This window comes from Williamsia sp. z71 (assembly GCF_059553375.1).
Genome location: NZ_JCANWX010000003.1, coordinates 246,017 through 268,246, shown reverse-complemented (window position 1 = coordinate 268,246; position 22,230 = coordinate 246,017). Strand labels below are relative to the sequence as shown.

General features: G+C 66.5%; 18 protein-coding genes and 1 pseudogene. 8 read left to right on the top strand and 11 right to left on the bottom strand.

The annotated features are described in order from the left end of the window. Positions 1 to 15 precede the first annotated feature (15 nt). A complete protein-coding gene (locus tag AC51GR_RS09415; RefSeq protein WP_496324622.1) occupies positions 16 to 1,056 on the top strand; it encodes a ParB/RepB/Spo0J family partition protein in 1,041 nt (346 codons plus the stop codon). A gap of 220 nt (positions 1,057 to 1,276) precedes the next feature. Next, a complete protein-coding gene (locus tag AC51GR_RS09410) occupies positions 1,277 to 1,996 on the top strand; it encodes a hypothetical protein (RefSeq protein WP_496324366.1) in 720 nt (239 codons plus the stop codon). Between the two features lie 34 nt (positions 1,997 to 2,030). Here AC51GR_RS09410 and AC51GR_RS09405 read toward each other — a convergent pair whose 3' ends face one another. The 3 genes from AC51GR_RS09405 to trxB form a co-directional block, all read right to left on the bottom strand. Further along, positions 2,031 to 3,209: an N-acetylmuramoyl-L-alanine amidase gene (locus AC51GR_RS09405; protein ID WP_496324365.1), complete on the bottom strand. Its 1,179-nt coding sequence runs from the start codon at positions 3,207 to 3,209 to the stop codon at positions 2,031 to 2,033. 183 nt (positions 3,210 to 3,392) lie between these two features. After that, positions 3,393 to 3,725 carry a thioredoxin gene (trxA, locus tag AC51GR_RS09400; RefSeq protein WP_496324364.1) on the bottom strand — a complete coding sequence of 111 codons (333 nt, stop codon included), beginning with the start codon at positions 3,723 to 3,725 and terminating at the stop codon, positions 3,393 to 3,395. 69 nt (positions 3,726 to 3,794) lie between these two features. After that, on the bottom strand, positions 3,795 to 4,796 hold the full coding sequence (trxB, locus tag AC51GR_RS09395) for a thioredoxin-disulfide reductase (protein ID WP_496324363.1): 1,002 nt from the start codon (positions 4,794 to 4,796) through the stop codon (positions 3,795 to 3,797). A 117-nt stretch (positions 4,797 to 4,913) separates the two neighbouring features. Here trxB and AC51GR_RS09390 point away from each other — a divergent pair. Beyond that, positions 4,914 to 5,513 (top strand): annotated as a pseudogene (locus AC51GR_RS09390) (phosphatase PAP2 family protein); the annotation flags it as partial. A gap of 171 nt (positions 5,514 to 5,684) precedes the next feature. Here the strand turns inward: AC51GR_RS09390 and AC51GR_RS09385 are convergent. From AC51GR_RS09385 to sigM, 3 genes are all read right to left on the bottom strand, one after another. Continuing rightward, the gene (locus AC51GR_RS09385; protein ID WP_496324362.1) at positions 5,685 to 6,449 is read right to left on the bottom strand and encodes an RsmA family anti-sigma factor; all 765 of its coding nucleotides are present in this window, start codon (positions 6,447 to 6,449) and stop codon (positions 5,685 to 5,687) included. 71 nt (positions 6,450 to 6,520) lie between these two features. Further along, positions 6,521 to 7,087 (bottom strand): mismatch-specific DNA-glycosylase, encoded by a 567-nt coding sequence (locus tag AC51GR_RS09380; protein WP_496324361.1) that lies wholly within the window; start codon positions 7,085 to 7,087, stop codon positions 6,521 to 6,523. Between the two features lie 60 nt (positions 7,088 to 7,147). Further along, the gene (sigM, locus tag AC51GR_RS09375; protein ID WP_496324360.1) at positions 7,148 to 7,738 is read right to left on the bottom strand and encodes an RNA polymerase sigma factor SigM; all 591 of its coding nucleotides are present in this window, start codon (positions 7,736 to 7,738) and stop codon (positions 7,148 to 7,150) included. A gap of 169 nt (positions 7,739 to 7,907) precedes the next feature. Between sigM and AC51GR_RS09370 the strand changes: the two genes are divergently transcribed. From AC51GR_RS09370 to AC51GR_RS09360, 3 genes are all read left to right on the top strand, one after another. Then, on the top strand, positions 7,908 to 8,417 hold the full coding sequence (locus tag AC51GR_RS09370) for a flavin reductase family protein (protein WP_496324359.1): 510 nt from the start codon (positions 7,908 to 7,910) through the stop codon (positions 8,415 to 8,417). Next, positions 8,414 to 9,142 carry a pyrimidine reductase family protein gene (locus tag AC51GR_RS09365; RefSeq protein ID WP_496324358.1) on the top strand — a complete coding sequence of 243 codons (729 nt, stop codon included), beginning with the start codon at positions 8,414 to 8,416 and terminating at the stop codon, positions 9,140 to 9,142. Before AC51GR_RS09370 ends, AC51GR_RS09365 begins: the two co-directional genes overlap by 4 nt. Positions 9,143 to 9,216: 74 nt before the next feature. Next, positions 9,217 to 10,851, top strand: a complete 1,635-nt coding sequence (locus AC51GR_RS09360) for a stealth family protein (protein ID WP_496324357.1) — start codon at positions 9,217 to 9,219, stop codon at positions 10,849 to 10,851. On the opposite strand, the gene AC51GR_RS09355 is transcribed toward AC51GR_RS09360, so the two are convergent. Beyond that, positions 10,848 to 11,759 (bottom strand): phosphodiesterase, encoded by a 912-nt coding sequence (locus AC51GR_RS09355; RefSeq protein WP_496324356.1) that lies wholly within the window; start codon positions 11,757 to 11,759, stop codon positions 10,848 to 10,850. The genes AC51GR_RS09360 and AC51GR_RS09355 overlap by 4 nt on opposite strands. Positions 11,760 to 11,864: 105 nt before the next feature. Here AC51GR_RS09355 and AC51GR_RS09350 point away from each other — a divergent pair, with 105 nt between their 5' ends. Next, a complete protein-coding gene (locus AC51GR_RS09350; protein WP_496324355.1) occupies positions 11,865 to 12,425 on the top strand; it encodes an NUDIX hydrolase in 561 nt (186 codons plus the stop codon). Here the strand turns inward: AC51GR_RS09350 and AC51GR_RS09345 are convergent. From AC51GR_RS09345 to AC51GR_RS09330, 4 genes are all read right to left on the bottom strand, one after another. After that, positions 12,403 to 13,044 (bottom strand): DNA-3-methyladenine glycosylase I, encoded by a 642-nt coding sequence (locus tag AC51GR_RS09345; RefSeq protein ID WP_496324354.1) that lies wholly within the window; start codon positions 13,042 to 13,044, stop codon positions 12,403 to 12,405. The two genes, AC51GR_RS09350 and AC51GR_RS09345, sit on opposite strands and share 23 nt — an antisense overlap. 8 nt (positions 13,045 to 13,052) lie before the next feature. Then, complete coding sequence (murJ, locus tag AC51GR_RS09340) at positions 13,053 to 16,748, bottom strand: murein biosynthesis integral membrane protein MurJ (protein WP_496324621.1); 3,696 nt, start codon at positions 16,746 to 16,748, stop codon at positions 13,053 to 13,055. A gap of 215 nt (positions 16,749 to 16,963) precedes the next feature. Beyond that, entirely contained in the window at positions 16,964 to 19,540 is a 2,577-nt protein-coding gene (locus AC51GR_RS09335; RefSeq protein WP_496324353.1) for a DUF6049 family protein, read from the bottom strand. Between the two features lie 11 nt (positions 19,541 to 19,551). Then, positions 19,552 to 20,616: an NUDIX hydrolase gene (locus tag AC51GR_RS09330; protein WP_496324352.1), complete on the bottom strand. Its 1,065-nt coding sequence runs from the start codon at positions 20,614 to 20,616 to the stop codon at positions 19,552 to 19,554. A gap of 124 nt (positions 20,617 to 20,740) precedes the next feature. Here AC51GR_RS09330 and AC51GR_RS09325 point away from each other — a divergent pair, with 124 nt between their 5' ends. Further along, positions 20,741 to 22,228 (top strand): CCA tRNA nucleotidyltransferase, encoded by a 1,488-nt coding sequence (locus tag AC51GR_RS09325; RefSeq protein WP_496324351.1) that lies wholly within the window; start codon positions 20,741 to 20,743, stop codon positions 22,226 to 22,228. Positions 22,229 to 22,230: the final 2 nt, after the last annotated feature.

Below are 22,230 nucleotides of genomic sequence, written 5' to 3'. Positions count from 1 at the left end.
CGTGGTCTCGCCGCGTTGATCCCCACCGGTCCTGCCGACGGTGGCCCGAAGATGGGTTCAGCTGCCACCGACGTCATGTTCGGCAGCGGCCGCACCGCGCCGACATCGAGCACTGCTGACGCCCCCGACACCATCGTGGACGGCGGTGGCACGGGCAAACCGGCGAAGGCAACGGACACCAACTCCGCGAGTGCGCCGGTGCCCACTCCCCCATCCATCACCGACCCGGCCGGGATCGATGACGTGGGTGCGATCTACCAGGAGATCGAACCGGGTCGCATCCAGCCCAACCCGCAGCAGCCTCGCACGGCGTTCGACGAAGAGGCGCTGGCCGAACTCGTCCACTCCATCCGCGAGTTCGGGCTCATGCAGCCGATCGTGGTGCGTCGCCTGGCGGAGCCGGAGGGCACCGCCGAGTACCAACTCGTCATGGGTGAGCGCCGCTGGCGAGCGAGCCAGGAAGCCGGTCTGGAGAAGATCCCGGCGATCATCCGGGAGACCGCCGACGGCGACATGCTGCGTGATGCGCTGCTGGAGAACATCCACCGCGTGCAACTGAATCCTCTGGAAGAGGCGGCGGCCTATCAACAATTACTCGAAGAGTTCGGTGTCACCCACGATGAACTGGCGAGCCGGTTGGGCCGTTCACGCCCCGTGATCACCAACATGATCCGGCTGCTCCGTCTCCCCATCCCGGTCCAGCGCCGGGTTGCCGCAGGTGTCCTGTCGGCAGGTCACGCCCGCGCACTGCTCTCCCTCGAGGCCGGCGCAGACGCGCAGGAAGTCCTCGCAGCCCGGATTGTCGCCGAGGGCATGTCGGTGCGTGCCACCGAAGAAGCGGTGACACTGGCCAACCGGGACGACGGCAAGACGACACCTGCCGCGAAGCGCAAGCCGATCCAGATGCCCGGCCTGCAGGACGTGGCCGAGCGGCTGTCGGACAAGCTCGACACCCGCGTGACGGTCGCAATGGGCAAGCGCAAGGGCAAGATCACGGTCGAATTCGGATCGGTGGGCGACCTCGAGCGGCTGGTGGACATCATCGCGCAAGGGTAGAAAATTCACCCCGAAATCCCAGGTACCGGTGGGTGCAGGTGAAACGTCACTGTGACAACAATGTGTAGAACCTTCGGATTTTTGACCCAAAGGTCCTTTTACACAACGGCATTGGCGTTCACCCTCGCTCGTTGCGACTCCGATTCCCTCATCGCATATGCTGAGATGTGTTCTTCGGAGAAATTGGTCCAATCAGGTGTGTTCAGGAGGCGGCGGGTCCGTGTCGGTAACGATAACGCCGCTCACCATGGACGGGTTCGAGACACTGCCCGTACACGGTCGGCGCTGTGTGTTCTGGGAGATGGAGCCAGACCTGATCCCCGACATGGTGGGCGGAGCACCATTCGAGAGCGAGTTCGACAAAGAGGCATGGGTCTCCATGCTTCTGCTCGAGTGGGGCACGTGCGCACAGGTTGCGGTCAATAGCCAGACCGGCAAAGTTGTCGGGGCCGCGTTCTACGGTCCCCCGCGCAGTGTCCCCCGCGCGACCCTCTTCCCCACTTCCCCGGTATCTGCGGATGCGGTGATCCTCTCATCGATGTGGGTGGATCCCGGTCACGACAATGCCGCCGAGGATCTGGTGCGGGCGGTGGTCGTCGATCTCACCCGCCGTGGAGTCCGTGCCATCGAGGCATTCGGGATCGTGCGGTCGGAGCGAGCCGACCTGAGTGCCGAACAGGGTGACGGCGAGATCGTCGGTGACGAAACCATTTGTCCTCGCTGCATGATCGACGCGGAGTTCCTCAAAGAATCCGGTTTCGACGTGGTGTCGGCGCACCACCGCTTTCCGCGGCTGCGACTGGAACTGGATACCGACCTCGGCTGGAAGGCCGGCGTCGAGAGTGCGCTCGAGAAGTTGGTTGTGATGGCCGCCATCGATGTGGCCGGTCGAGAACGAACTGCTGTGACCGTCGGACAACGCAACACGCCACAGCCGTGATGAGGCTCGGGTATCCCCCGAGCCGGCAGGCGTTCTAGCGCGGAATCTGTTCGGAGGCCAGCAATCCGGCGAATGTGTACGTGCCGGTGGGCTGGTCGTCCCGCTCCAGTAGATATAGGCGCTTGACGGCGACGAGAATCGCCTCGGCGATCGTGTCACGTACCTCTGGCTTGCTCAGCTCGGTGGCGTCGTGACGATTGCTGATGTAACCGATGTCCAGCTGGACCGCGGGCATCCGGCTGCGCCGCAAGATGTCCCACGTGCGCTCATGCGAACGGCAGTCTCGCAGTTCGGTTCTGGCGACGATCTCGCGCTGGATGAAGCCCGACAGCGATCGGCCGATCGTCGACGTCGATCCGTGGGAGGTTCCGAAGTGGAAGCACGCCACACCACTGGCGCTACTGTTCGGGTAGTGGGCACAGCGCAGTGCGATGAGTAGGTCGCCGCCGATGGAATTCGCGATCTCGGCGCGTTCCTTGTCGGTCGGGTTCTGATCCTCGGAATGCGACAGGAAGGTCTCCATGCCGGCGGCGATCATCCGACCTTCGAGACGGCGTGCGAGATCCCAGAGGATTTCGGCTTCGAGAGCCGATTCAGCCGGATCGGCACCGGGATGGTCACCACCGGAACCGGGATCGATGACAATGCGTTTGCCTGACAACTGCGGCCCGAGACGACGGACGTGTTCTTCTTCGCGAATCGCGTGCGGGGATCCGCCGGTGACGCGGGTTCCGAGCAGCTCCAGGGACCGCAGCGTGGCCGGACCGCAGATGCCGTCGGCGCTCAGCCCGAACTCGCTCTGGTAATTGCACAACGCGGTATAGGTGTCGCCGCCGAAATGGCCGTCGACCAGACCGGTGTAGTAACCGAGGTTCTGCAGCCGGGATTGCAGCGTTGCGACGTCGTCGCCGTGCATGGGCGCCGAGAGCTGATAGAACAGCACGCGCGCACCGAGACGGTAAGAGGCCTCATGAAGCGCTCCGAAGGTGGCCGGACCGACAACACCGTCGACGAGCAGTCCACGCTGTTGCTGAAACGCACGAACGGCCTGGTCGGTCTCGGCGTCGAAGACTGCTTCGGGTGGCGCCCAGCCGTTGCTATCGGTAGCCCTTCCCAGCAAGGGAACGGTGTCGGCCAGCAGACCCTGATTCGTCAGGATTGCCCGTATTTCGGCGACAGCGGATCCGTGATCCCCCAACCGGAACAACGGCATCTGAGTGGCCTTCCTTCTAACGACAACACGGACGAGCGACCGCACGGAGCTCGTTGAGCCAGGACACGAACTCGCTAGCCAGTGTCTCAGCAATCCCCTGACAGAGCCAATACGGCCAGGCACCAGTCCGGGACCTTTACGGTCACACTGCTGATGACTGGCCGTTACCGACCCGAGACGATATTACTTACCGATCACTCCGTCGAGCTCGCGCAGCAGAGCTGCCTTGCCCTTGGCGCCGACGATGGTCTTGGTGGGCTTTCCATCTTCGAAAAGAATCATGGTCGGAATCGACATGATCTGAAAGTCCCTGGCCACGTTGGGGTTCTGGTCAACGTCGAGTTTGGCGACGGTGATCTTCTCCGAGTTCTCGCCGGCGATCTCTTCGAGGACCGGGGCGACCATCTTGCACGGTCCGCACCAGGTGGCCCAGAAGTCTACGAGGACCGGCTTGTCCGCTCCGAGTACCTGTTCCTTGAACGTGGCATCGGTGACGACGACGGTGTTTGCTCCCATGGTGTTCTCCTTTTCACAGCTTGGGTTGCAGTCCGTTCAGACGAACGGATCATGCGGTTTGTCGGTGGTTCAGGCCCCGGCCGCAGCCGCTGCTGCCCCGACTGCCTCCGGTACGTCGGGTCCGGTCGAATCTGCCTGATCGGCCAGCCAGCGCTCGGCGTCGATGGCCGCGGCACAGCCGGAACCGGCGGCGGTGATCGCCTGTTGATAGGTGTGGTCGACGAGATCGCCGGAGGCGAAGACGCCGGGCAGCGAGGTGTAGGTCGTGCGGCCCTCGACCCGCACGTAGCCGTCGGCGTCCAGGTCGACCTGCCCCTTGACCAGGCCACTGCGCGGATCGTGTCCGATCGCGACGAACATGCCGGTCACGTCCAGCTTCGAGGTCTCGCCGGTGACGGTGTTGACCAGTTCGAGCCCGGTCACGGACGTCTCGCCGAGGACGCGGCCGATCGTAGTGTTGGTCACAAAGCGGATCTTGTCGTTCGCCCGGGCGCGGTCGAGCATGATCTTCGACGCCCGGAATTCCTCGCGACGGTGGATCACGGTGACCGACCGGGCGAACTTGGTGAGGAATGTCGCCTCCTCCATCGCCGAGTCGCCGCCGCCGATGACGGCGATGTCCTGGTCGCGGAAGAAGAAACCGTCGCAGGTGGCGCAGGCGGACACGCCGCGTCCGAGCAATTCCTGCTCGCCGGGCACGTCGAGGTAACGGGCCGCTGCTCCCATGGCGAGGATGACGGCCTTGGCGCGGAAGGTCTCGCCGCCGGCGTCGATCTCCTTGATGTCGCCGGTCAGGCGGACCGCGTCGACGTCTTCCATGCGCAGATCGGCACCGAAACGAAGCGCCTGCTCACGCATTTCTTCCATCAGCTCGGGACCCTGGATGCCCTTCTGGAAACCCGGGAAGTTCTCGACCTCAGTGGTGGTCATCAACGCGCCGCCGAACTGGGTGCCCTCGAATACGACGGGCGACAGATCTGCACGAGCTGCGTAAACGGCTGCCGTGTAGCCGGCCGGACCTGATCCGATGATGATCACGTCGTAGACGGTGTCGGTACCTGCTGAGGTCATCGATGCTCCACTTTCCTTCACTGGGTAACGCCTTGAACAACATCAGCCTAAGGGCATCTGTTCCCGGGCATCGGCGCGACGCAGCGGCTGAGAGGACTCACAGGGTTGTCCGGCACCATGGAGCGTATGTATCGATCGTCCCCGCTTCGTTCGTCGCGCGTACAGCTGTCGCTGTCGTCGGCGTTGTGGGTCGTATCACCGGCGGCCGCGATGATCGCGGTGTATCTGCTCGCAGTCCACACCGCGGCCGGTCAGCGCGCCGATGAGCGGGCCTTTCTGTCCCTGCGTGGGACCGGTGCCACCGCTGATCTCCCCCACATCGTCGGGTTGGGCTCGGTCACCGATCTGAGGTTGTGGGTGGTCTCGGCCGTGGCGATCATCGGTTTGGGCCTGCTGGCCCGCAGGCGACTGAGTATCGTTGTGCTGCTTGTGCTTCCGGTGATCGGGATCGTACTCACGCAGTTGCTGCGCGATGACCTGCTGACCCGTCCCGACTTCGAGGGACTCGGGTGGGTGACCAACACGTTCCCCAGCGGTCATGCGGCAGCTGCCGCGGGGTGCGTCGCAGCGATCGTGCGGGCCGCACCACGTTCGCTCGGGCCGATCGCCGCGGTCGCCGGCGTCGGGTGGTTGACGCTTGTCTCCCAGGATCTGATGGTCTGGGGTTGGCACCGCCCCAGCGATCTCATCGGCTCGGTTCTGCTGGCGGCCGCACTCATGCATCTGGTGCCCGGATCGACCGCGAGAGGACGTCGTCAGGGTGGCAACCGCCTGCTCGTCGGCGCGATCACCGCGGTGGTGGCTGCGCTCGGGCCGCTGGTGTGGGCCGTGGTAACCGGACACCTCGCGGTCGTCCCGGTGGGGGTGATCGCCGCAGTGGCGATCGCCTCACTTGTCGCCGATGGTGGTCCGGCTGATCGTCGCCGGGTTGCCCGTGGTGCAGTCGGTGCCGACGACCAGCGCGTCGAACGTACCGATCGTGCCGGTGGCCAGCAGGATCACCACGGCACGGCCGCCGGCGTTGTCGATTGACCCGGCGCCGAGGACCGGGGTCGAGGGCGGAATCTGATTGGCGAGCAGACACCGATCCTGTGCTGCCCGGTCCACGAATCCGGTGCTCTCGGTGCTGCCGAGGACGCTGAGAAGGGTGGCGGTCGACGGCACGGCCGGGGCGGTCGCCGTGGCCACCGGCACCCGATCGGAGTCGCTCGAATCGGCGGTGAAGGCGAAGGTGGCCCCCACCGCGATCCCGACCACCGCGGCCGCCGCCGCCAGCGACACCGCGACTGCACCGCGCCGGCGTGACAACCAGGTGACCTGCGCTTTGTCGCGATTGTCGTCGGCAATCGCCGTCATGGTCTGGTCGATCCGCTCCTGTACGAAGGGCGGTACCGGGACCGGTGAGGGGGGTAGTTCGGCCAGCTGGGCGGTGGTCGCCTCCAGCGCCCTCCAGATGGCGGCGCCGTCCGGATCGGCAAGCACCCGGGGCCTGAGTACCTGCGCGAAATCGTCCGGGTAGACACCGGCGTGAAGATCGGCGATCACATCCACGCGATAAGGCGGTTCGAGAAGGTCCGGGTGTGGTTGGACTCGGTTGCCGATACCGAACATCGCGCGGACCCCTGCTTCCCTGTCATCTCGATGGCCAGTCATCTCGATACCCAGCTAGGACGTCGGCCGGGTTCGGTCGGTTCCCTCGACATCCGAATCGGTGAACCGGGTCATCATCGGACGATGCCGGCGGCCCTGGCAGGCTCACGGTAGGCAATGCCCAGCGAGTCCACATTGGCATGGGCGTTGAGACCGCTGGGGTTGGGCACCACCCACACCGGGACGCCCGCGATGGTCCGTTCCTGACGGCCGGACACCGCCTTTCGTTCCCCGAATGCGCTGCGGTATGCCGTGATTCCGGCGACGGCGATCACCTTCGGGGACACCGCGGCGACGGTCTCCACCAATCGTTCGCCACCGGTCTGCAGTTCCTCGGGCGTGAGCTCATCGGCCCGAGCCGTTGCTCTCGGAACGAGGTTGGTGATGCCGATGCCGCTGTCCAGCAACAGCTGTCGGTCTTCTTCGCGGTATCCCTTCGATGCGTCGATCACCCGGTCGACGATCCCGGCGCGGGCGAGGGCCGGATAGAACCGGTTGCCCGGACGGGCGAAGTGGGCACCGGTCGCGGCCGTCCACAGGCCCGGATTGATACCGACGAACAACAGCCGGCAGTCGGGTCCGACCAGGTCCGGGATGACCGCATCACGATATGACTCGAGTTCTGCGCGCGTGAAACCCATCCCACCAGTAGACCGCGTTGCCACCGACCAGATCGTCGTGGGGTGCCCCCGATGAACCGACTAGGAATTGGCTTCTTCGGCCGGTGACCGCAGATGCCCCAGCGCCACAGCAAGTCTGGCCCGTCCGCGTGCGCAACGACTCTTGATCGTCCCGGTGGGCACACCGAGGAGCGCCGACGCCTCGGACACCGAGTACCCCTCTATGTCGATCGCCACGATCGCAGCGCGCTGATCGGCCGGCAGGGCGTCGAGGGCCCGGCCCACCGACACCGAAAGGTCGACCTCACCATGCTGGTCATGAGGATCGGCCAACTCGGTGATGTCGAACTCGGGCAGCGGCACCGTCGGCCGGGCCTTGTTTTGGCGGATCCGGTCGAGGCAGGCGTTGACCACGATGCGGTGCATCCACGAGCTCACCTTGGCGTCGGCCCGAAATCCGTCGGCCATGCGGTGCGCTTTGAGCAGCGCCTCCTGCAAGGCATCCGCCGCGTCCTCGTCCGAATGCGAGGTCCGGCGTGCCACCGCCCACAAATGACCCTGCAGCCGCGTGATCAGTATCCCGAAAGCATCGGAGTCCCCCTCCACATGTGCGGCAAGCAATTCCTCATCGGTCCGCGCATCATCCCCACAGACCTCCCCCCACTCGGCCATGGATGGAGACTAGTGGAGGCCAACGCTCCACGCGACGGTAGAAGCGAAATCCGTATCCCCTGGTGGGCGGGGCAAATGAACCGTGAGGTTTGCGTTCTACTCCACGGGAGACACTGAAAGCGGAACGTGTCCGAGAACGGTTGTGATCAGTGGGACGAAGGATGAGCAAGTGGTGAATGAAAAGGAATCCTCTGAACCCGCTTTCGAGCAGCTGGTGGGCCAGTTGAATTACCCGATGTTCGTGGTGACGACCCGTGCTGCAGATCGACGTTCGGGTTGCCTGGTCGGCTTCGCGAGTCAGGCCAGCATCAATCCGTCCCGGTTCTTCGTCGGGGTGTCCAAGAGCAACCACACCTTCGGGGTGGCACAGGATGCGGAGTACCTGGCCGTGCATGTGCTCGCTCGTAAGGACATCGACGTCGCCCGCCTGTTCGGGACGGAAACCGGTGATGAGGTGGACAAGTTCGAGCGATGCCGGTGGCATGAGGGACCGCAGGGGTTGCCGATCCTCGACGATGCCGCCGCCTGGTTCGCCGGGCGGATCATCCGCCGGATCGACGCCGGTGACCACCAGGGCATACTCCTGGAACCGTTCGACGGTGAGGTGACGCCCGCGGCCGCCGAGGAACTGGTGAGCTTCTCCGATGTCCGCGACCTCGAACCCGGGCACGACGCATGAGCGATTCACAGGTGCGGTTGTTGCCCTCGGGTGAGGTGGACACGACGGCACTGGCCGTCGAATGGTACGCGGATCCGCCCGTCGGCATCCGGGCGAACATGGTCATGAGCCTGGACGGCGAAGCGGCGTTCGACGGACGGGTACGTCAGATCTCGGGTGCCACCGACCAGGCTCTGCTCAAGGCCCTGAGGATCTTCGCCGACGTGGTCCTCGTCGGTGCCGGGACCGTTCGCGCGGAGAACTACGGCCCGGTGGTGCTGAAGGACTCATACCGCCGAGCACGTGAGCTGCGTGGACAGATGACCCCACCACCGGTCGCGGTGGTCACCAATTCCGGTGTTCTGCCGCAGACCTCTCGACTGATGGGCGCCACACCCCCGCCGATCATCGTCACGACCACGCGTGCGCGCAGCCGGGTCGAGGATTACGGCGTCGACGTCATCGCTGTCGGTGACGACACCGTCGACCTCCCCGCGGCGATCGCCGCGCTCGAAGACCGTGGGCTGAAACATATTCTGTGCGAAGGTGGTCCGACGTTGCTGGACGCGCTGGTCGGTGCCGATCTGATCGACGAACTGTGTCTGACGGTGGCGCCGAAGTTCGCCGGGCTGCAGGAACACACCCCGCGGGCGCGGCCGGCCAGACCCCTCGTCGAGCCACGTGGTCTGACGCTGGCACACGCCCTCGCCCACGACGATTTCCTGTTCCTGAGATATGCCCGCTGAGGGGTCGACCGGTGACGGGCCCGGGCCGCAGCAGACCATCTACACTGGAGGCGTTCCGGGGATCTCTCGGCCGTATGCCGTCCCCGGAAGGAATTGCCATCACACCCCCAGCGCCCCATGAGATCTACCTCGTCCCGCCCGAGCCGGAGATCCCGGAGCCAGTGGTCCGGGAGTCGGCCGCGTCGGTGGCCCGCCTGCGAGAGCAGCCGAATGTCGTCGGTTTCGAGGGCCGGTACGCGCTGGCCATCTCGTCGACCACACCGCAGCAGGCGATGGTCGAGGATCTGCTGTTCATCCGGGGTGTCCTCGATGCGACCGAGATCGAGTATCTCCTGGTCCGGGGCAATGACGAACGGCCGGTGATCGCGATCGCGTGGTCCGATCGCGCCGCGTTCAGGACCGCCATGGTCGAGGCCTGTGAGCGTGAGCCGTTCTACTCCAAAACCGTTGATGCAGAACGCGGTAAGGCAGTGTTGGTGGGTGACGGGAAGCTCTCACAGTCCCCCAAGGCCAGGATCTTCCGGCTCTACCGACCGCGGGTCGAACCGACGAGCGGTCTGCATTATGGTGTTGCGACCGCGGTTCAGATCGAGCTGTGGTCGTTCGCAGACACCGAGATCACCCTGCCGATCGAGAACTCGTTGACCCGGCGGACCATCCCGACGGACGAGGCCGTGCGCGGGACCGTCGAGCGCTACGGTCTGACCTGGCCGACCATCGAGAACATGTTCGCCGGGCACGCCTCCGACGTGAACTTCGACATCGACATCGTGTTCTCCTGGGTCGACGGGTCGTCGGCAGAGTTCCAGGCGCAGCGAGCCAAGCGAATGCAGAATTACATTGTCGGAGAAGGGGATGCGTCGGCGGCACGATACCGGCAGATCGACGAGCTGAAGTACGCGTTGCGGTCGATCCACATGTACGCACCCTGGATTCGCCGCATCTTTGTCGCCACCGACTCGCCGCGTCCGGCGTGGCTCGCCGACGATCCCCGGGTGACCTTCGTCCGCAGCGAGGAGTTCTTCGTCGATACGTCGGTGCTGCCGACCCACAACTCGCAGGCCGTCGAGAGCCAGCTCCACCACATCCCCGGGCTGTCCGAGCATTTCCTGTACTCCAACGACGACATGTTCTTCGGCCGGCCGGTCGGACCGCAGGCGTTCTTCTCCTCCGGTGGCGTGAGCATGTTCATCGAGGCGACCACGCGGATCGGACTCGGATACAGCGACGCCGACCGCAGCGGCTTCGAGAACGCCGCCAGGGTCAACCGGCGACTGCTGCAGAACCGGTTCGGACTGATGACGACACGGCATCTCGAACATGCTGCAACACCGTTGCGCAAGAGCGTGTTACAGGAAATGGAAGATGAGTTTCCCGAGGAGTTCGCGGCCACCGCCGCCAGTGCTTTCCGCACCAGTACCAACATCTCGGTGACCAATTCGCTGTACCACTATTACGCGCTGATGACCGGCCGCGCGGTCGTTCAGAAAGAGGCCAAGGTGAAGTACATCGACACCACGGCCGTGGCGGGACTCAAGGCGATGGAGAAGATGTTGCCACGCCGGGCCGTCGACTTCTTCTGCCTCAACGACGGCAGCACGCCCGAGGTCGATCTGGAATTGCGAACCCAGACGGTGACCGGGTTCCTCGACCGCTACTTCCCCATCGCCGCACCGTGGGAGACCGTCGCGGAGGCGGCGTCGGCCTAGTTCCGGGCCGCCGCGCTGCGCCGGGTGCTCTCGGCGATGCGGATGTTGGCCGCGGCCAGCCGCCGTGCCGTCTCGTCCGGTGAAACATATTCACCCACAGTCGCATACGTGCCGATGGGTACGGCCGAGTGGACCACGGTGGAGTCGTAGACGTGGATCAGGTTGAAACCCTGTCCCCCGTCCCGGCCGCGCATCGCCCCGGCCGGGACGTTGAGATCCTGGTTGTAGCAGGTGGCGGCGGCCACCGAGACCGGTATCCCGGCGAACATCGCGGTGGTCGAATAGTGCAGGTGTCCGGCGATGATGGAGCGGACATCGCTGCCCTGCAACACATTTGCCAGTCGCTGCTGATCGTGTAGTTCGACGGTCACGGCCAGGTCGAGCACACACGGCACCGGTGGATGGTGCATCGCGAGGATGGTGCCGTATTCGGCGGGTGTCGCCAAATGTCGACTGAGCCAACCGAGTTGGGCATCACTGAGCTCGCCGTGGTGAAAGCCGGGGACAGTCGAGTCGAGCGTGATGATCCGGAGCCCGCCGATGTCGTGCACCATGTCGATGGACCCGGTCAGCGGCGGCTCGTCGAGCAGTTCGGTGCGGAAGACGGCGCGGTCATCGTGATTGCCCATGGCCCAGATGACTTCGGCCCCGAGCCCCTCGGCGATCGGCTCGACCATGCCGCGCAACGTGGCATAGGCGCGGGCGTCGCCCTTGTCGGTCAGGTCGCCGGTGAAGACCAGTGCATCGATCGCGGCCTCGGAAGCGGCGAGTTCGTCGAGGATCTGGCGCAGTCGCGCCGTGCTGTCCACACCGCCGTAGAGGTCGCCGTCACCGTGGATCAGATGGGTGTCACTGATGTGCACGAGACAGTGGTTCGGTCTGGGATATTCGGCCGTTCGAGCCATCATCGAGCCCACTCGCTTCCGATCGGCCGTGCACTCCGGTGTGCCGGGCGGACGCCCGGGCTGCCATCCGTAGCCAACAACCACACTAGCCAAACGCACTGTGCGAGCGTGACCATCACCCCCTACCCCGGGGCCAATGGTGTGACCTGCTGCCAGATCCGGTCGCGGATCTGGCAGGGTGATGGAACGGAAAGGGGTCCGGTGATGGAATCGGTACGGCGCCGCCGACTGGCAGCGCGCATGATCCTGATCGATGAGCTCGGCCGGACACTGCTGTTCCGCGGGGTCGATCCGATGAACTCCTCCGGCCCGACATGGTGGTTCACCCCCGGCGGCGGGCGCGAAGGCGACGAGACCGACGAGCAGACGGCCCGGCGTGAGGTCTACGAAGAGACCGGTCACCTGGTGGAGGCGATGTCGGGTCCGGTGCTGCGTCGAGAGTTCGACGTCGACTTCGCCGGCGAGCCGATCCACCAGGTCGAGGTCTATTTCGTGGCCTACGTACCGGCTTTCGAGCCGCATTCGGTCGGCTGGACCGACCTCGAGCGGATGACGATCCTGGACCACCGCTGGTGGTCGCCCGCGGACCTGGAGTCGAGCACCGAATTGATCTTCCCGACGAACCTCGCCGAACTCGTCCGGCGCCTCAGTCCGCCGGATCCGCGGTAGCCGACTGGTCGGTGTCGGTCCAGACACCCGAACTCCCCCGCCGGAACGAGGTCATCAGGTGGGTGTCGACGATCCCGATGGCCTCCATCAGCGCATACATGGTGGTCGGGCCCACAAATCGAAAACCTTTTGACCGCAAGGCCTTGGACATCGCGACCGACTCCGGCGACGTGGTCGGTACGTCGGCAATGGTCTGCGGACGTGGGGTGGACGCCGGTTTGTAGGACCACAGGAAGTCGACCAGACCACCCTCGGCGCGCAGGTTCTGGGCGGCGCGGGCGTTGCCGATGGTCGCCTCGATCTTGCCGCGGTGCCGGATGATCCGGGCATCGGTGAGCATCCGGGCCACCTCGACCTCGCCGTAGCCGGCCACGGTGTCGACATCGAAGTCGGCGAAGACCTCCCGGAACGCCGGCCGTTTGCGCAGGATCGTCGCCCACGACAATCCGGCCTGAAATCCCTCCAGCGCAAGACGTTCGAAGTGGGCGTTCTCCCCCGACACCGGCATACCCCACTCGGTGTCGTAGTAGTCGCGCATCAGACCCGACTGCGCGGCCCACGCCGGACGGATCAACCCGTCTTCACAGCGCACCGCGCCCGCCGGCAGATCGTCGCTCACCGGCCGTACTAGCCCGTCATCGACACTTGACCGACCGCACCCTGGTAGCGCCCACTGTCGTTGCGGGGCAGGGACGTCAGCCACACCAGAACGTACTTCGACGGTCCGGCGCCGCTGATCGGGATGCGGGTTTCCGCGCCCTCGAGGGTGGCGGCACCCACGAGGGTGGTGTCTTCGAATGCCGTCTGGACCGAGTTCGCGGTGCGGATCTCGAGCTGCATGCCCGGCGTCGGTGACCGCACGACGACCTCGGAGAGGGTCGCGTCCCGATCGAGCGTGAACATCAGGCCGAGACCGGGTTTGAGGTTGCCGAACTTCGCGCCACCGCGATACTCGTCGGTCTTCCATGCCGGTGCCTGCCCGGTGATCACGTTGTTCAGATTGGTACGGCCGTCGGGAACCTGATCCGAGTAGTCGAGCATCGTGACCGCCGTCAGGCCGACCGGTCCCGCGGGAGCCGGAGCCGGAGCGGGGGCCTGTGTGGCCGCATCGCCGGACGGGCCCGCGGAGGTGGAGAAGATCGAGTCGATGTCGGGGGTGTCGTCGTCGCCGCCGAAAGCGTTGGTGGCCCAGACGACCACGGCGATCACCAGGAACAGGATGAACAATCCGGCACCGGCCAGGATCGCCATGGTGCGCACCGAACGAGGCTTCTTCGTCTCGTGGTCGTCGCCCCCACCGAGCATTCTCGGGGTCGCCCGCGGCGCGGCGTTCACCGGTTTACCGTCGGCCCCGACCTGAGCGATCAGGTCGGTCTGCTGATCGAGAACCGTCGCCTGGTCGAGGACATGCTGGACGGTGGCCGCGGTGCGGATCCCGCTGTTGCCCTCCAGCGCCCGAGCCGCGACCGCGGAGATCTCGAACGGGATGTCAGGACGCTGCGCCCGGGGTTCACGCGGCAGACCGTCGTTACCGGGGGCGGCCGGCGGCAGACCACCGATCGGTTCGGCTGATTGCCGGCTGGTGGCGAGTTCGATCCCGGTCTCGGCATCGAGCGGCCAGTGCGCCAGCAGGAGTGCATAGAGAACCGCGCCCAGGCCACGGACGTCCGAGGACTTGTCGGAGTCGGCGAGCGTACCGGGGAACGCCAGGAATGCATTGCCCTCCTGGCTGATCCGGACGCGTTCGGGATGGTCGATGGACAGCGCGCCGCCGTTGCGGTGGGCTGCCTCGGCGGCGCCGGCCAGTGCGCGGACTGCGCGAGCAGCACCGACCGGCGACGGATTCGACTTGGCGACATCGGCCAGCGACGAGCTCGGGATCCACTCGGCGACAACAATTCCGCCCGATGAACCGCGGACGACGTCCAGGACCCGCGCGATGCCGGGCGAGTTGATCCGGCCGAGGCGAAGCGTCCGTGACAACACTGCCTGCGGACCCTCGGCGCGGGGATCGATCCGGACACCGGGTTCCGGGGGCGGAGCGGTCTGTTCGGCGTCGACGAATGTCAGTGCCACGTCGCGGTCGAGGTTGATGTCGCGGGCCTGCCAGAACTGCAGCCCGCGTGCCCCACCGTGATGTTGCAGGAGCCGGTACCGGCCGCCGGCGACGGCGGCTCCGGGAACGAGCCTGGGGCCCCGGCGAACCCGTGGCCTGGCGGGGGCCGGTGCCGGTGGACGGGCTCCGGTAGGGGCTTCGGGTGTGGCCTTGCCTGCTGCTGCCACGTCCGCGAGATTCATCTGCGCGGTCTCGTCGGCAGCCGGCGTGCCCGCTGACGGGCGTGCCGACGTGGGCGCCTCGACCGGCTTGCTGTCGGCATCCTGTTTACCCAAAGCACCCACTCCTTTCCTTCGATACCGCAGGTCTTGTGGCTGACGGAATTCGGTTCCGGCAGCGCCGCCGCTCGTGACCGCGTAGGCCTGCCAGCTCGACGTACCCCGGTCGAAGCGTCGGATAACTTCGACCTGACCAGAATACGGAACAGATTCCTCGCCCGAGATCCGCGGGAACTGGATGGTCATCGTCGCCGCACCCTCGGTCTCGGGTTGCGGCGCCGGGGCGATGGCCGGGATGAATCGGCCGAGCAGACGTCGGACCACGACCACCACGGTCAGCACATCGGGCACGCGCAGCAAAGTCAGCACGATGTAGATCAGTGAGATCGTCACGATGCCGACCAGGGCGAGGTAGGCGAGCGACCCCACCTTGCCGTGATCGGTGGACAACTGGTCCAGCCCGGAGAGCTCGGCGAGCGCCCACACCAGCGCGCTGCATCCGACGGACACGACCAGGGTCCACGACACGGTGCGGCCGACGTTGGTCATCCGCGCGCCATCGAGGCGGCTGCGCAACAGATAGTGCCCGACAACGGCACCGACCAGATAGCCCAGACCGTTCGACAGGGCAAGCCAGCGGATGATGTCGTCCGGGTTGTCGAACAGCACCGGGCCCAGGTACGACGCGGCGACCTTGACCGCGGTGATCCCGACGACCATGTACGTCGGGGTCCAGGCGTCTTCGCGGGCGTAGAACACCCGTAGCTGCACGAGTGTCATCGCGTACGGGATCATCGTGAACGCGCCCCACGACAGCACACTGCCCAATTGGGAGGCGGTATCGGCGTTGAACTTTCCGAAGTTGAAGACGGCCACACCGATCGCCGGACCGAAGAACGTCATGAACGCGATCACCGGGACGAGCGAGACCATCGTCAGGCGGGTGGCGAGCGAGAGGTCGTCGATCACCGCGTGGGTGTCGTCGGCGGCGGCGTTGCGGGACAGCCGCGGCATGATCGCGGTCAGGATGGTCACGCCCAGCACGCCGTACGGCAACTGCAGCAACTGCCATTGCGTGGCGTACACACTGACGCCGTCCGCGCTCGCGGCCGACGCGATGCGATAGGTGACGATCAGACCGATCTGCAACACCGCCACGTACAGGACGATCGCCACGGCCATGTTGCCGAACTTGCGGAGCCGGGCGTCCAGACCCCACTGCAGACGCAGTTTCACGCCGCTGCGGCGGATGGCCGGGACCAGGACGAGCGTCTGCGCGACCACACCGAGAGTGGTGCCGATGCCGAGGATGAGCAGTTTGGTGTCGCCCATCCGCACCGGGTTCAGGGAGATCTCACCCGGGCTGGCGGCGTAGGCGATCAGCGTGACGATCTGCACGATGTTGTTCAGCACCGGTGCCCAAGCGCCCGGTTTGAACAGGCCCTTCATGTTCAGGACCGCGATGAACAGGGCTGATAGGCCATAGAACAGGATCGCCGGTAACAGCAGGTATGCCAGCGCGGTCGCCAGATCCCGGTTGACCTTGCCGTCACCGAGATTCAGGGTGGTCAGCAGCGGCGCCGCGATCACCGCGATCAGCGTGGCGGCCCCGAGCAGGACGACCGTGAGGGTGAAGATCCGGTTGATGAAACCGGCTCCCCCATCGGCGTCTTCGCGTTCGGCACGGACCAGGACAGGGATGACGATCGCGGTCAGCACCGCGCCGAGGACGACCTCGGCGATCATGTTCGGCAGCACGTAGGCGGCCTGGAACGACGACGCGACCGCGGCACCGAGCATCGCCAGCACCAGGACCGTGCGGACGAAACCGGTGATCCGGGAGACGAGGGTGGCGAGCGCGATGGAACCACTGGTCCGCATCACACTGTCGTCGGACGGCTGTCGCGGTGTGTTACCGGTCGGCTCGTCGGGTTCGGGTTCGCCGGGCTTGGGGTCGACCGTGATCGACGCCGGGGCGGCACGGTTCATCCGCGCGCGGTTCAGAGCCGGCGCACCGGGCGGCGGCCGGTCGTCGTACGGGGGCCGTGACTGTGGAGTGGGACGCCCCTGCGGTGCCGGACGTCCCTGCGGTGCGGGCCGAAATCCCTGCGGAGCACCCGATGGCGGCCGGGGAGCCGACCCCCGACCCGGTATCGGTCCGGGCGGCGGGCGGCGCCGGGGCGGCGGAGGTGGTGGCTGATCGGTCATCGGAGATCCCCGTCATGCGGCTCGGGGTTGTGGCCGGGCCGGTGCCCGGGCTCCGGCGAAGCCCACGTGCCGATGGCGCCGCTGTGCAGGGCGCGACTGTCCGCCATCAGACGCTCATGTTCGTCTGGTTCGGGTCGGTCGAGGTCAGCGGGGTCTGGTTCGCCGCGGAATCGGTGCCAGAGCCGTCGGCCGGCGAGGAGCACGAGTAGCACTCCGGCACAGATCGTGATGATGAATAGCGGTTGTCCATATGCGTTGGAATGTACTGACAATTCGATCGGACTACCCAACGGGACACCACTGGATGTGACCAAACCGATCTGGACGGTCATGGATTTGGAGCGGTCGGACCGGGTCGGGATCTGGAGTTGCCGGGTTCCCTGCGCCGGGATCTCGATGGTGCCGAGATTCCCGACCGTCATGTCCGCCGGGGCCGTGATGGAGAGACGGACCCGCATCGCGACGGGGAGATCGTTGCGGATGACCAGCAGCAACGGGCTCCGTTCGGAGGCCAGGGTGAAACGGCCGCCGGGATCGAGGATGCCGACACCACCCCGGATTCCGGCGACGGTGATCGCCACCGCCGAGGTCCGCATCCTGCCTGCCTCCGCGGCGGCCTGCTGGTCCTGCGGTGAGACCGACGCCATCGCCCGGAGCAGATCTTCCCGCAGCGGAGCCATGTATGCCTGCGGCGTGATGGGGACATCGGGCTGCGCGACCATCGATTCCTGGAGATCCCAGGTCTGGGTGGTGTCCGACCCGACGGCGGTGATCGTCTGCACCGACGGACCGGTGATCTCGGTCCCTGTCGGCGCGATCAGGTCGGCCCCGGCCGGTGCGGTGGCGGTGGCCGTGAGGTCGGTACGCACTGCCTCCAATGGTCGCGGGACGGCCAGATTGGATGCCAGCAACTGGGTCATCGTGGACAACACGGTCTTGGCGTCGTCGGCGGTGGCCGACCACGTGGGCGGCGGCATGAGGACCTGCCCCCGGCCGACCGTCTCGGCGATCGGGTCATCGGACCGGGCCCGCCCGAGGGGGGCGGCCGCCGCGGACGATGTCGACGGCGTCAGTGCGGGGAACATCATCGCCCCGAGTGCGGTCTGCCGCCGGCCCTGCTCGCTGCCGCGCAACCAGCCGTCGCGCTGATCGGTCGGGGTGACCTGGGCGGACCGGGGGGTCTGGCCCATCGCGGCCAGCGCACTGGCCATCGCGGGATCGAATGTCTGCACGGCGAGGTCGTTGCCGAGGGGATATTCACCGTGGGTGGAGGTGGGTGTGGTGGTCCGGACCGCGGAGGCGGACAGAAGCGTGCCGACCGCGCCGTTGTCCTTCACCAGGGCGGCGGCCTCGTCGTCGAGAACACCGGAGGTGGGAAGCGTGAGTCCCCGCACGCTCTTCACCTTGAGGATGGTGTCGACGATGTCGGCCGGGGTGGCCAGCGCGGCCTCGGAGAGCCCGGAGTCGTCCACCTGAGCAAGTGCGTTCGTGTCCACGTGGGCGAACGGGGTCGCCACGACGCACATGGTCGGTGCCAGTGCCTGTAACCGGGCCAGCCAGGACTTGGCGACCTCCGATCCGGTGCCCTCGAACGCGGGTCCGGTCGGATCGCCGGGGTCGGTGCTGACCAGGTAGGGGCCGGTCATGGCCTGGACGCTGACGAGCAGATCGGGGTCGACGGCCAGGCACAGGCTCTGGGTGAGCGGGGTGTTGGCCTCTTGCTCGTGGGTCTGCTCCATCGCGGCCAGGAGGGTGTCGAGTCGTCCACCGGGCTCGAGCGACCGGCGTAATCCGTTGTCCATCAGCCGGACGGTTTCGTCGCCGCCGCCGGTCACGCCCGGCGCAAGTGAGGCGGGTGCGGCGATCGGCCACAGCAGCGTCAGTCCCACCGGCTGGGAGGTGTCCGGGGCGATGGACCCGTCCGGGGCCACCGGGAGCTCCCTGGACAGGGTGGAGTCGGAGCCGGCAGAACCCTGGGTCTGTGCGCGGGTCTCGTCGTCGGGCAGACCCATCACCGGCAACAGGGTTCGGGAATCGTCGAGCCTGGCCGCATCGCCGTACTCGGGCGTGCCGTTGACGTTGATCAGGATCGGATAGACGCCGGGCGTGTCGATGTCGAGGCTGGGCCGGCCGGAATCGTCCGCCGACAACGGCATCCGCAGGGTGAACGGTACGGATTCGCCGGGTTCGAGCTCACCGGTCACATCGACGAAGTTGCCGACGATCTCGAAACTGTTCGGGTCGTCGGCCAGGGAGTCCCCGAGTCCGGCGCTGGTGGTGATCACGTCACCGCGCTGCATGCGCATCGCGATGTTGCGCACCGGGCGGTCACCGATGTTGTCCAGCGTGCCGCGCGCGGTGACGGTGCCGGTGCTGGTCGTCGAGACGGTCGACGGGTCGATCGACTCCAGGGAGATCTGCAGGAACCGGTCGGACGTATCCCGCACATCGCCGGGCGCCGCGAGTGCCGCGGGGGCCGGCGACACCGCCACCAGCAGCATCGCGCCCAGGATGATCAGGAGTCGCCGGACAACCAGGAACCGCCGCAGGCGGACGTTCCCCCGTTCCCCCATCGAACCGCCCTTCACGTGGCTTCTGATGGGCCGGAGTCGCCGATCGGGTGGTGCGTGGTCGATCCCCCGCCTTTACCCGTCGAACCGTCGCCGCCACGCCCGGAACCGCGTCGACCGCGCCTTCGGCGCCGTCGGGGCTTCTGGACCGGCGCCGGGGGCTCGTTACGTTTCTGGTTGCGCGCTGCGGCGGCCTTCTCATAGGCGTTGGGTTCGCTGCGGGTGCCCAGGGCCTCGGATTCGGCCATCCGATCGGGATCGGCGGTCAGTTCGGCGATGACGTCTTCCGCCACGCGGGCCAGGCGCCGCTCGTCGGAGTACGTGAGCCGGCGGGGCAGGTCGGCCAACGGCACCCAGGCCACCTCGGCGACCTCGTAGTCGGCGTCGGACAGCTCACCCCCGGTGAACCGCATCAGATAGTGGTGCACCGTCTTGTGGATACGTTTGCCCTCGCTGACGAACCAGTAGTCGATCTTGCCCAGGGGCGCGACGACGTTGCCCTCGATGCCGGTCTCCTCGGCGACCTCACGGATGGCGGTCTGCTCGGCGGTCTCACCGGTTTCGATGTGGCCCTTGGGCAACGACCACATCATGCGGCCACGGCGGTCGACCCGGCCGATCAGAGCTGCACACCGTTCGTCGTCAGGACCGTCGAGACCGGAGACCATCAGACCACCGGCCGAGGTCTCCCGGACGGTACGCAACCGTTGCTTCGCAAGGTTCGCCGGAACCTTCGTGGGCAACTTCGATTTGCCGACGTCCGAGGGCTTGACCTGCGCAGTCCGACCCTCCAGGGCCTTGGTGCCCGCGACACCCGTCGATTCGCTGCGGGCGGCGTCGACGGTGTTGTCGACCGGACGGGACGGCTTGCGCCGCCGACCGCGACGCGAGCGGCGGGAGGATCCGCCGGCCGCCGGCTTGTCGGCCGTCGGCGCGTCGTTGGGCGCCGGTGAATCGGACACCGCTGCGGGTGGCCGGGGATCGGTGGTCTGACCAGCGCCGCCCCCGCGGCGACTGCCGCGCCGACGCCGAGGACGCCGGGTGACGTCCCTACTCGGCTCTGTGGGTTCGGCTGACACTCAATAGATGCTAGTCGTCGGTAACCGGCTGTTTCCGCCAGCGTGGCCGATCAGGCCCCGAACTCACACCTGGTGGTGGCCCGTGAACTCCTCGGCCCCTCCCGCTCGACTAGTCTGGCGTTTCGTGACAACTCCCCCTTCTGCCGACGATTCCTCTGCCGCCGATTCCGCAGGCGCAGAGGAACGACGCACGCGGCTCCTGGCCGCTGCCGCGGTGTCGCTGCGGGAGCTCTCCGACGTCCTCGATCCGCTCGGCGCCAAATTCGCCGCCGCCGGATTCCAGCTCTACCTGGTCGGCGGCTCGGTGCGCGACGCCGTCCTCGGACGTCTGACGAACGATCTGGATTTCACCACCGATGCCCGTCCGCAGGATGTGCAGGAATTGCTACGCGGCTGGGCCGAGGCGATCTGGGACACCGGTATCGACTTCGGGACGATCAGCGCGGCCAAGTCCGGGCACCAGATCGAGATCACCACGTTCCGTGCCGACAGCTACGACCGGGTCGGCCGCAATCCGCAGGTCCGGTTCGGGGACACGCTCGAAGACGATCTGGTGCGCCGGGACTTCTCGATGAACGCGATGGCGGTGAAGATCGGGGCGGACGGCAGCCAGGAGTTCGTCGATCCACTCGGTGGGCTCGAGTCGTTGCTCGCCGGTGTCATCGACACCCCCGCCGCCCCCGAGGACTCCTTCAACGACGATCCCCTGCGCATGTTGCGGGCGGTGCGGTTCGTGTCCCAGCTGGGTTTCTCCCTGAGCCCGCGGGTGTTCGAGGCGATCACGACGATGGCCGACCAGATCGACCGGATCACCGTCGAACGGGTCGCCGCCGAATTGGACAAGCTGATCCTCGGCGAGCACGCGGTCGAAGGGATCGACATGCTCTGCGAGACGGGTCTGGCGCAGCGGGTGATCCCGGAGATCCCGGCGATGAAGCTCGCGATCGACGAACACCATCAGCACAAGGACGTCTACACCCACTCGTTGACGGTGCTGGCCCAGGCGATGGACCTCGAAGACGGCGATCCCGATCTGGTGTTGCGGTGGGCCGCCATCCTGCACGACATCGGGAAACCGGACACCCGCAGGCATGAGCCCAACGGCGGAGTCAGCTTCCACCACCACGAGGTGGTCGGTGCGAAGATGGTCCGCAGGCGGCTGCGTGCACTGAAGTATCCGAAGGCCGTGATCGAGGACATCGCGAATCTGGTGTTCCTGCATCTGCGGTTCCACGGTTACGGCGACAGCCAGTGGACCGATTCCGCGGTCCGCCGATACGTCACCGACGCCGGTGACCTACTCCCCCGCCTGAACAAACTGGTTCGCGCCGACTGCACCACCCGCAACAAACGCCGGGCCCGCCGGCTGCAGCAGAACTACGACAACCTCGAAGAGCGGATCGCGAAGATCGCCGAGCAGGAGGATCTGGCGCGGGTGCGCCCCGACCTCGACGGCAACGCGATCATGGAATTGCTCGGTCTGCCGCCCGGCCCCCAGGTCGGTAAGGCCTGGCGCTACCTCAAGGAACTCCGGCTCGATCGTGGCCCGATGTCCCATGAGGAGGCCGAACAGGCCTTGCGCCGGTGGTGGGCGGAACAGCAGCAGGGCTAGGC

What these genes read in the sequence shown, in the direction of transcription:
- AC51GR_RS09405 (WP_496324365.1), bottom strand. Translation starts at nt 3,209, where the DNA reads ATGCCGTTGTTCCGGTTGGGGGATCACGGATCCGCTGTCGCCGAAATA.
- trxA (WP_496324364.1), bottom strand. Translation starts at nt 3,725, where the DNA reads ATGGGAGCAAACACCGTCGTCGTCACCGATGCCACGTTCAAGGAACAG.
- trxB (WP_496324363.1), bottom strand. Translation starts at nt 4,796, where the DNA reads ATGACCTCAGCAGGTACCGACACCGTCTACGACGTGATCATCATCGGA.
- AC51GR_RS09385 (WP_496324362.1), bottom strand. Translation starts at nt 6,449, where the DNA reads ATGACTGGCCATCGAGATGACAGGGAAGCAGGGGTCCGCGCGATGTTC.
- AC51GR_RS09380 (WP_496324361.1), bottom strand. Translation starts at nt 7,087, where the DNA reads ATGGGTTTCACGCGCGCAGAACTCGAGTCATATCGTGATGCGGTCATC.
- sigM (WP_496324360.1), bottom strand. Translation starts at nt 7,738, where the DNA reads ATGGCCGAGTGGGGGGAGGTCTGTGGGGATGATGCGCGGACCGATGAG.
- AC51GR_RS09365 (WP_496324358.1), top strand. Translation starts at nt 8,414, where the DNA reads ATGAGCGATTCACAGGTGCGGTTGTTGCCCTCGGGTGAGGTGGACACG.
- AC51GR_RS09360 (WP_496324357.1), top strand. Translation starts at nt 9,217, where the DNA reads ATGCCGTCCCCGGAAGGAATTGCCATCACACCCCCAGCGCCCCATGAG.
- AC51GR_RS09355 (WP_496324356.1), bottom strand. Translation starts at nt 11,759, where the DNA reads ATGATGGCTCGAACGGCCGAATATCCCAGACCGAACCACTGTCTCGTG.
- murJ (WP_496324621.1), bottom strand. Translation starts at nt 16,748, where the DNA reads ATGAACCGTGCCGCCCCGGCGTCGATCACGGTCGACCCCAAGCCCGGC.
- AC51GR_RS09335 (WP_496324353.1), bottom strand. Translation starts at nt 19,540, where the DNA reads ATGGGGGAACGGGGGAACGTCCGCCTGCGGCGGTTCCTGGTTGTCCGG.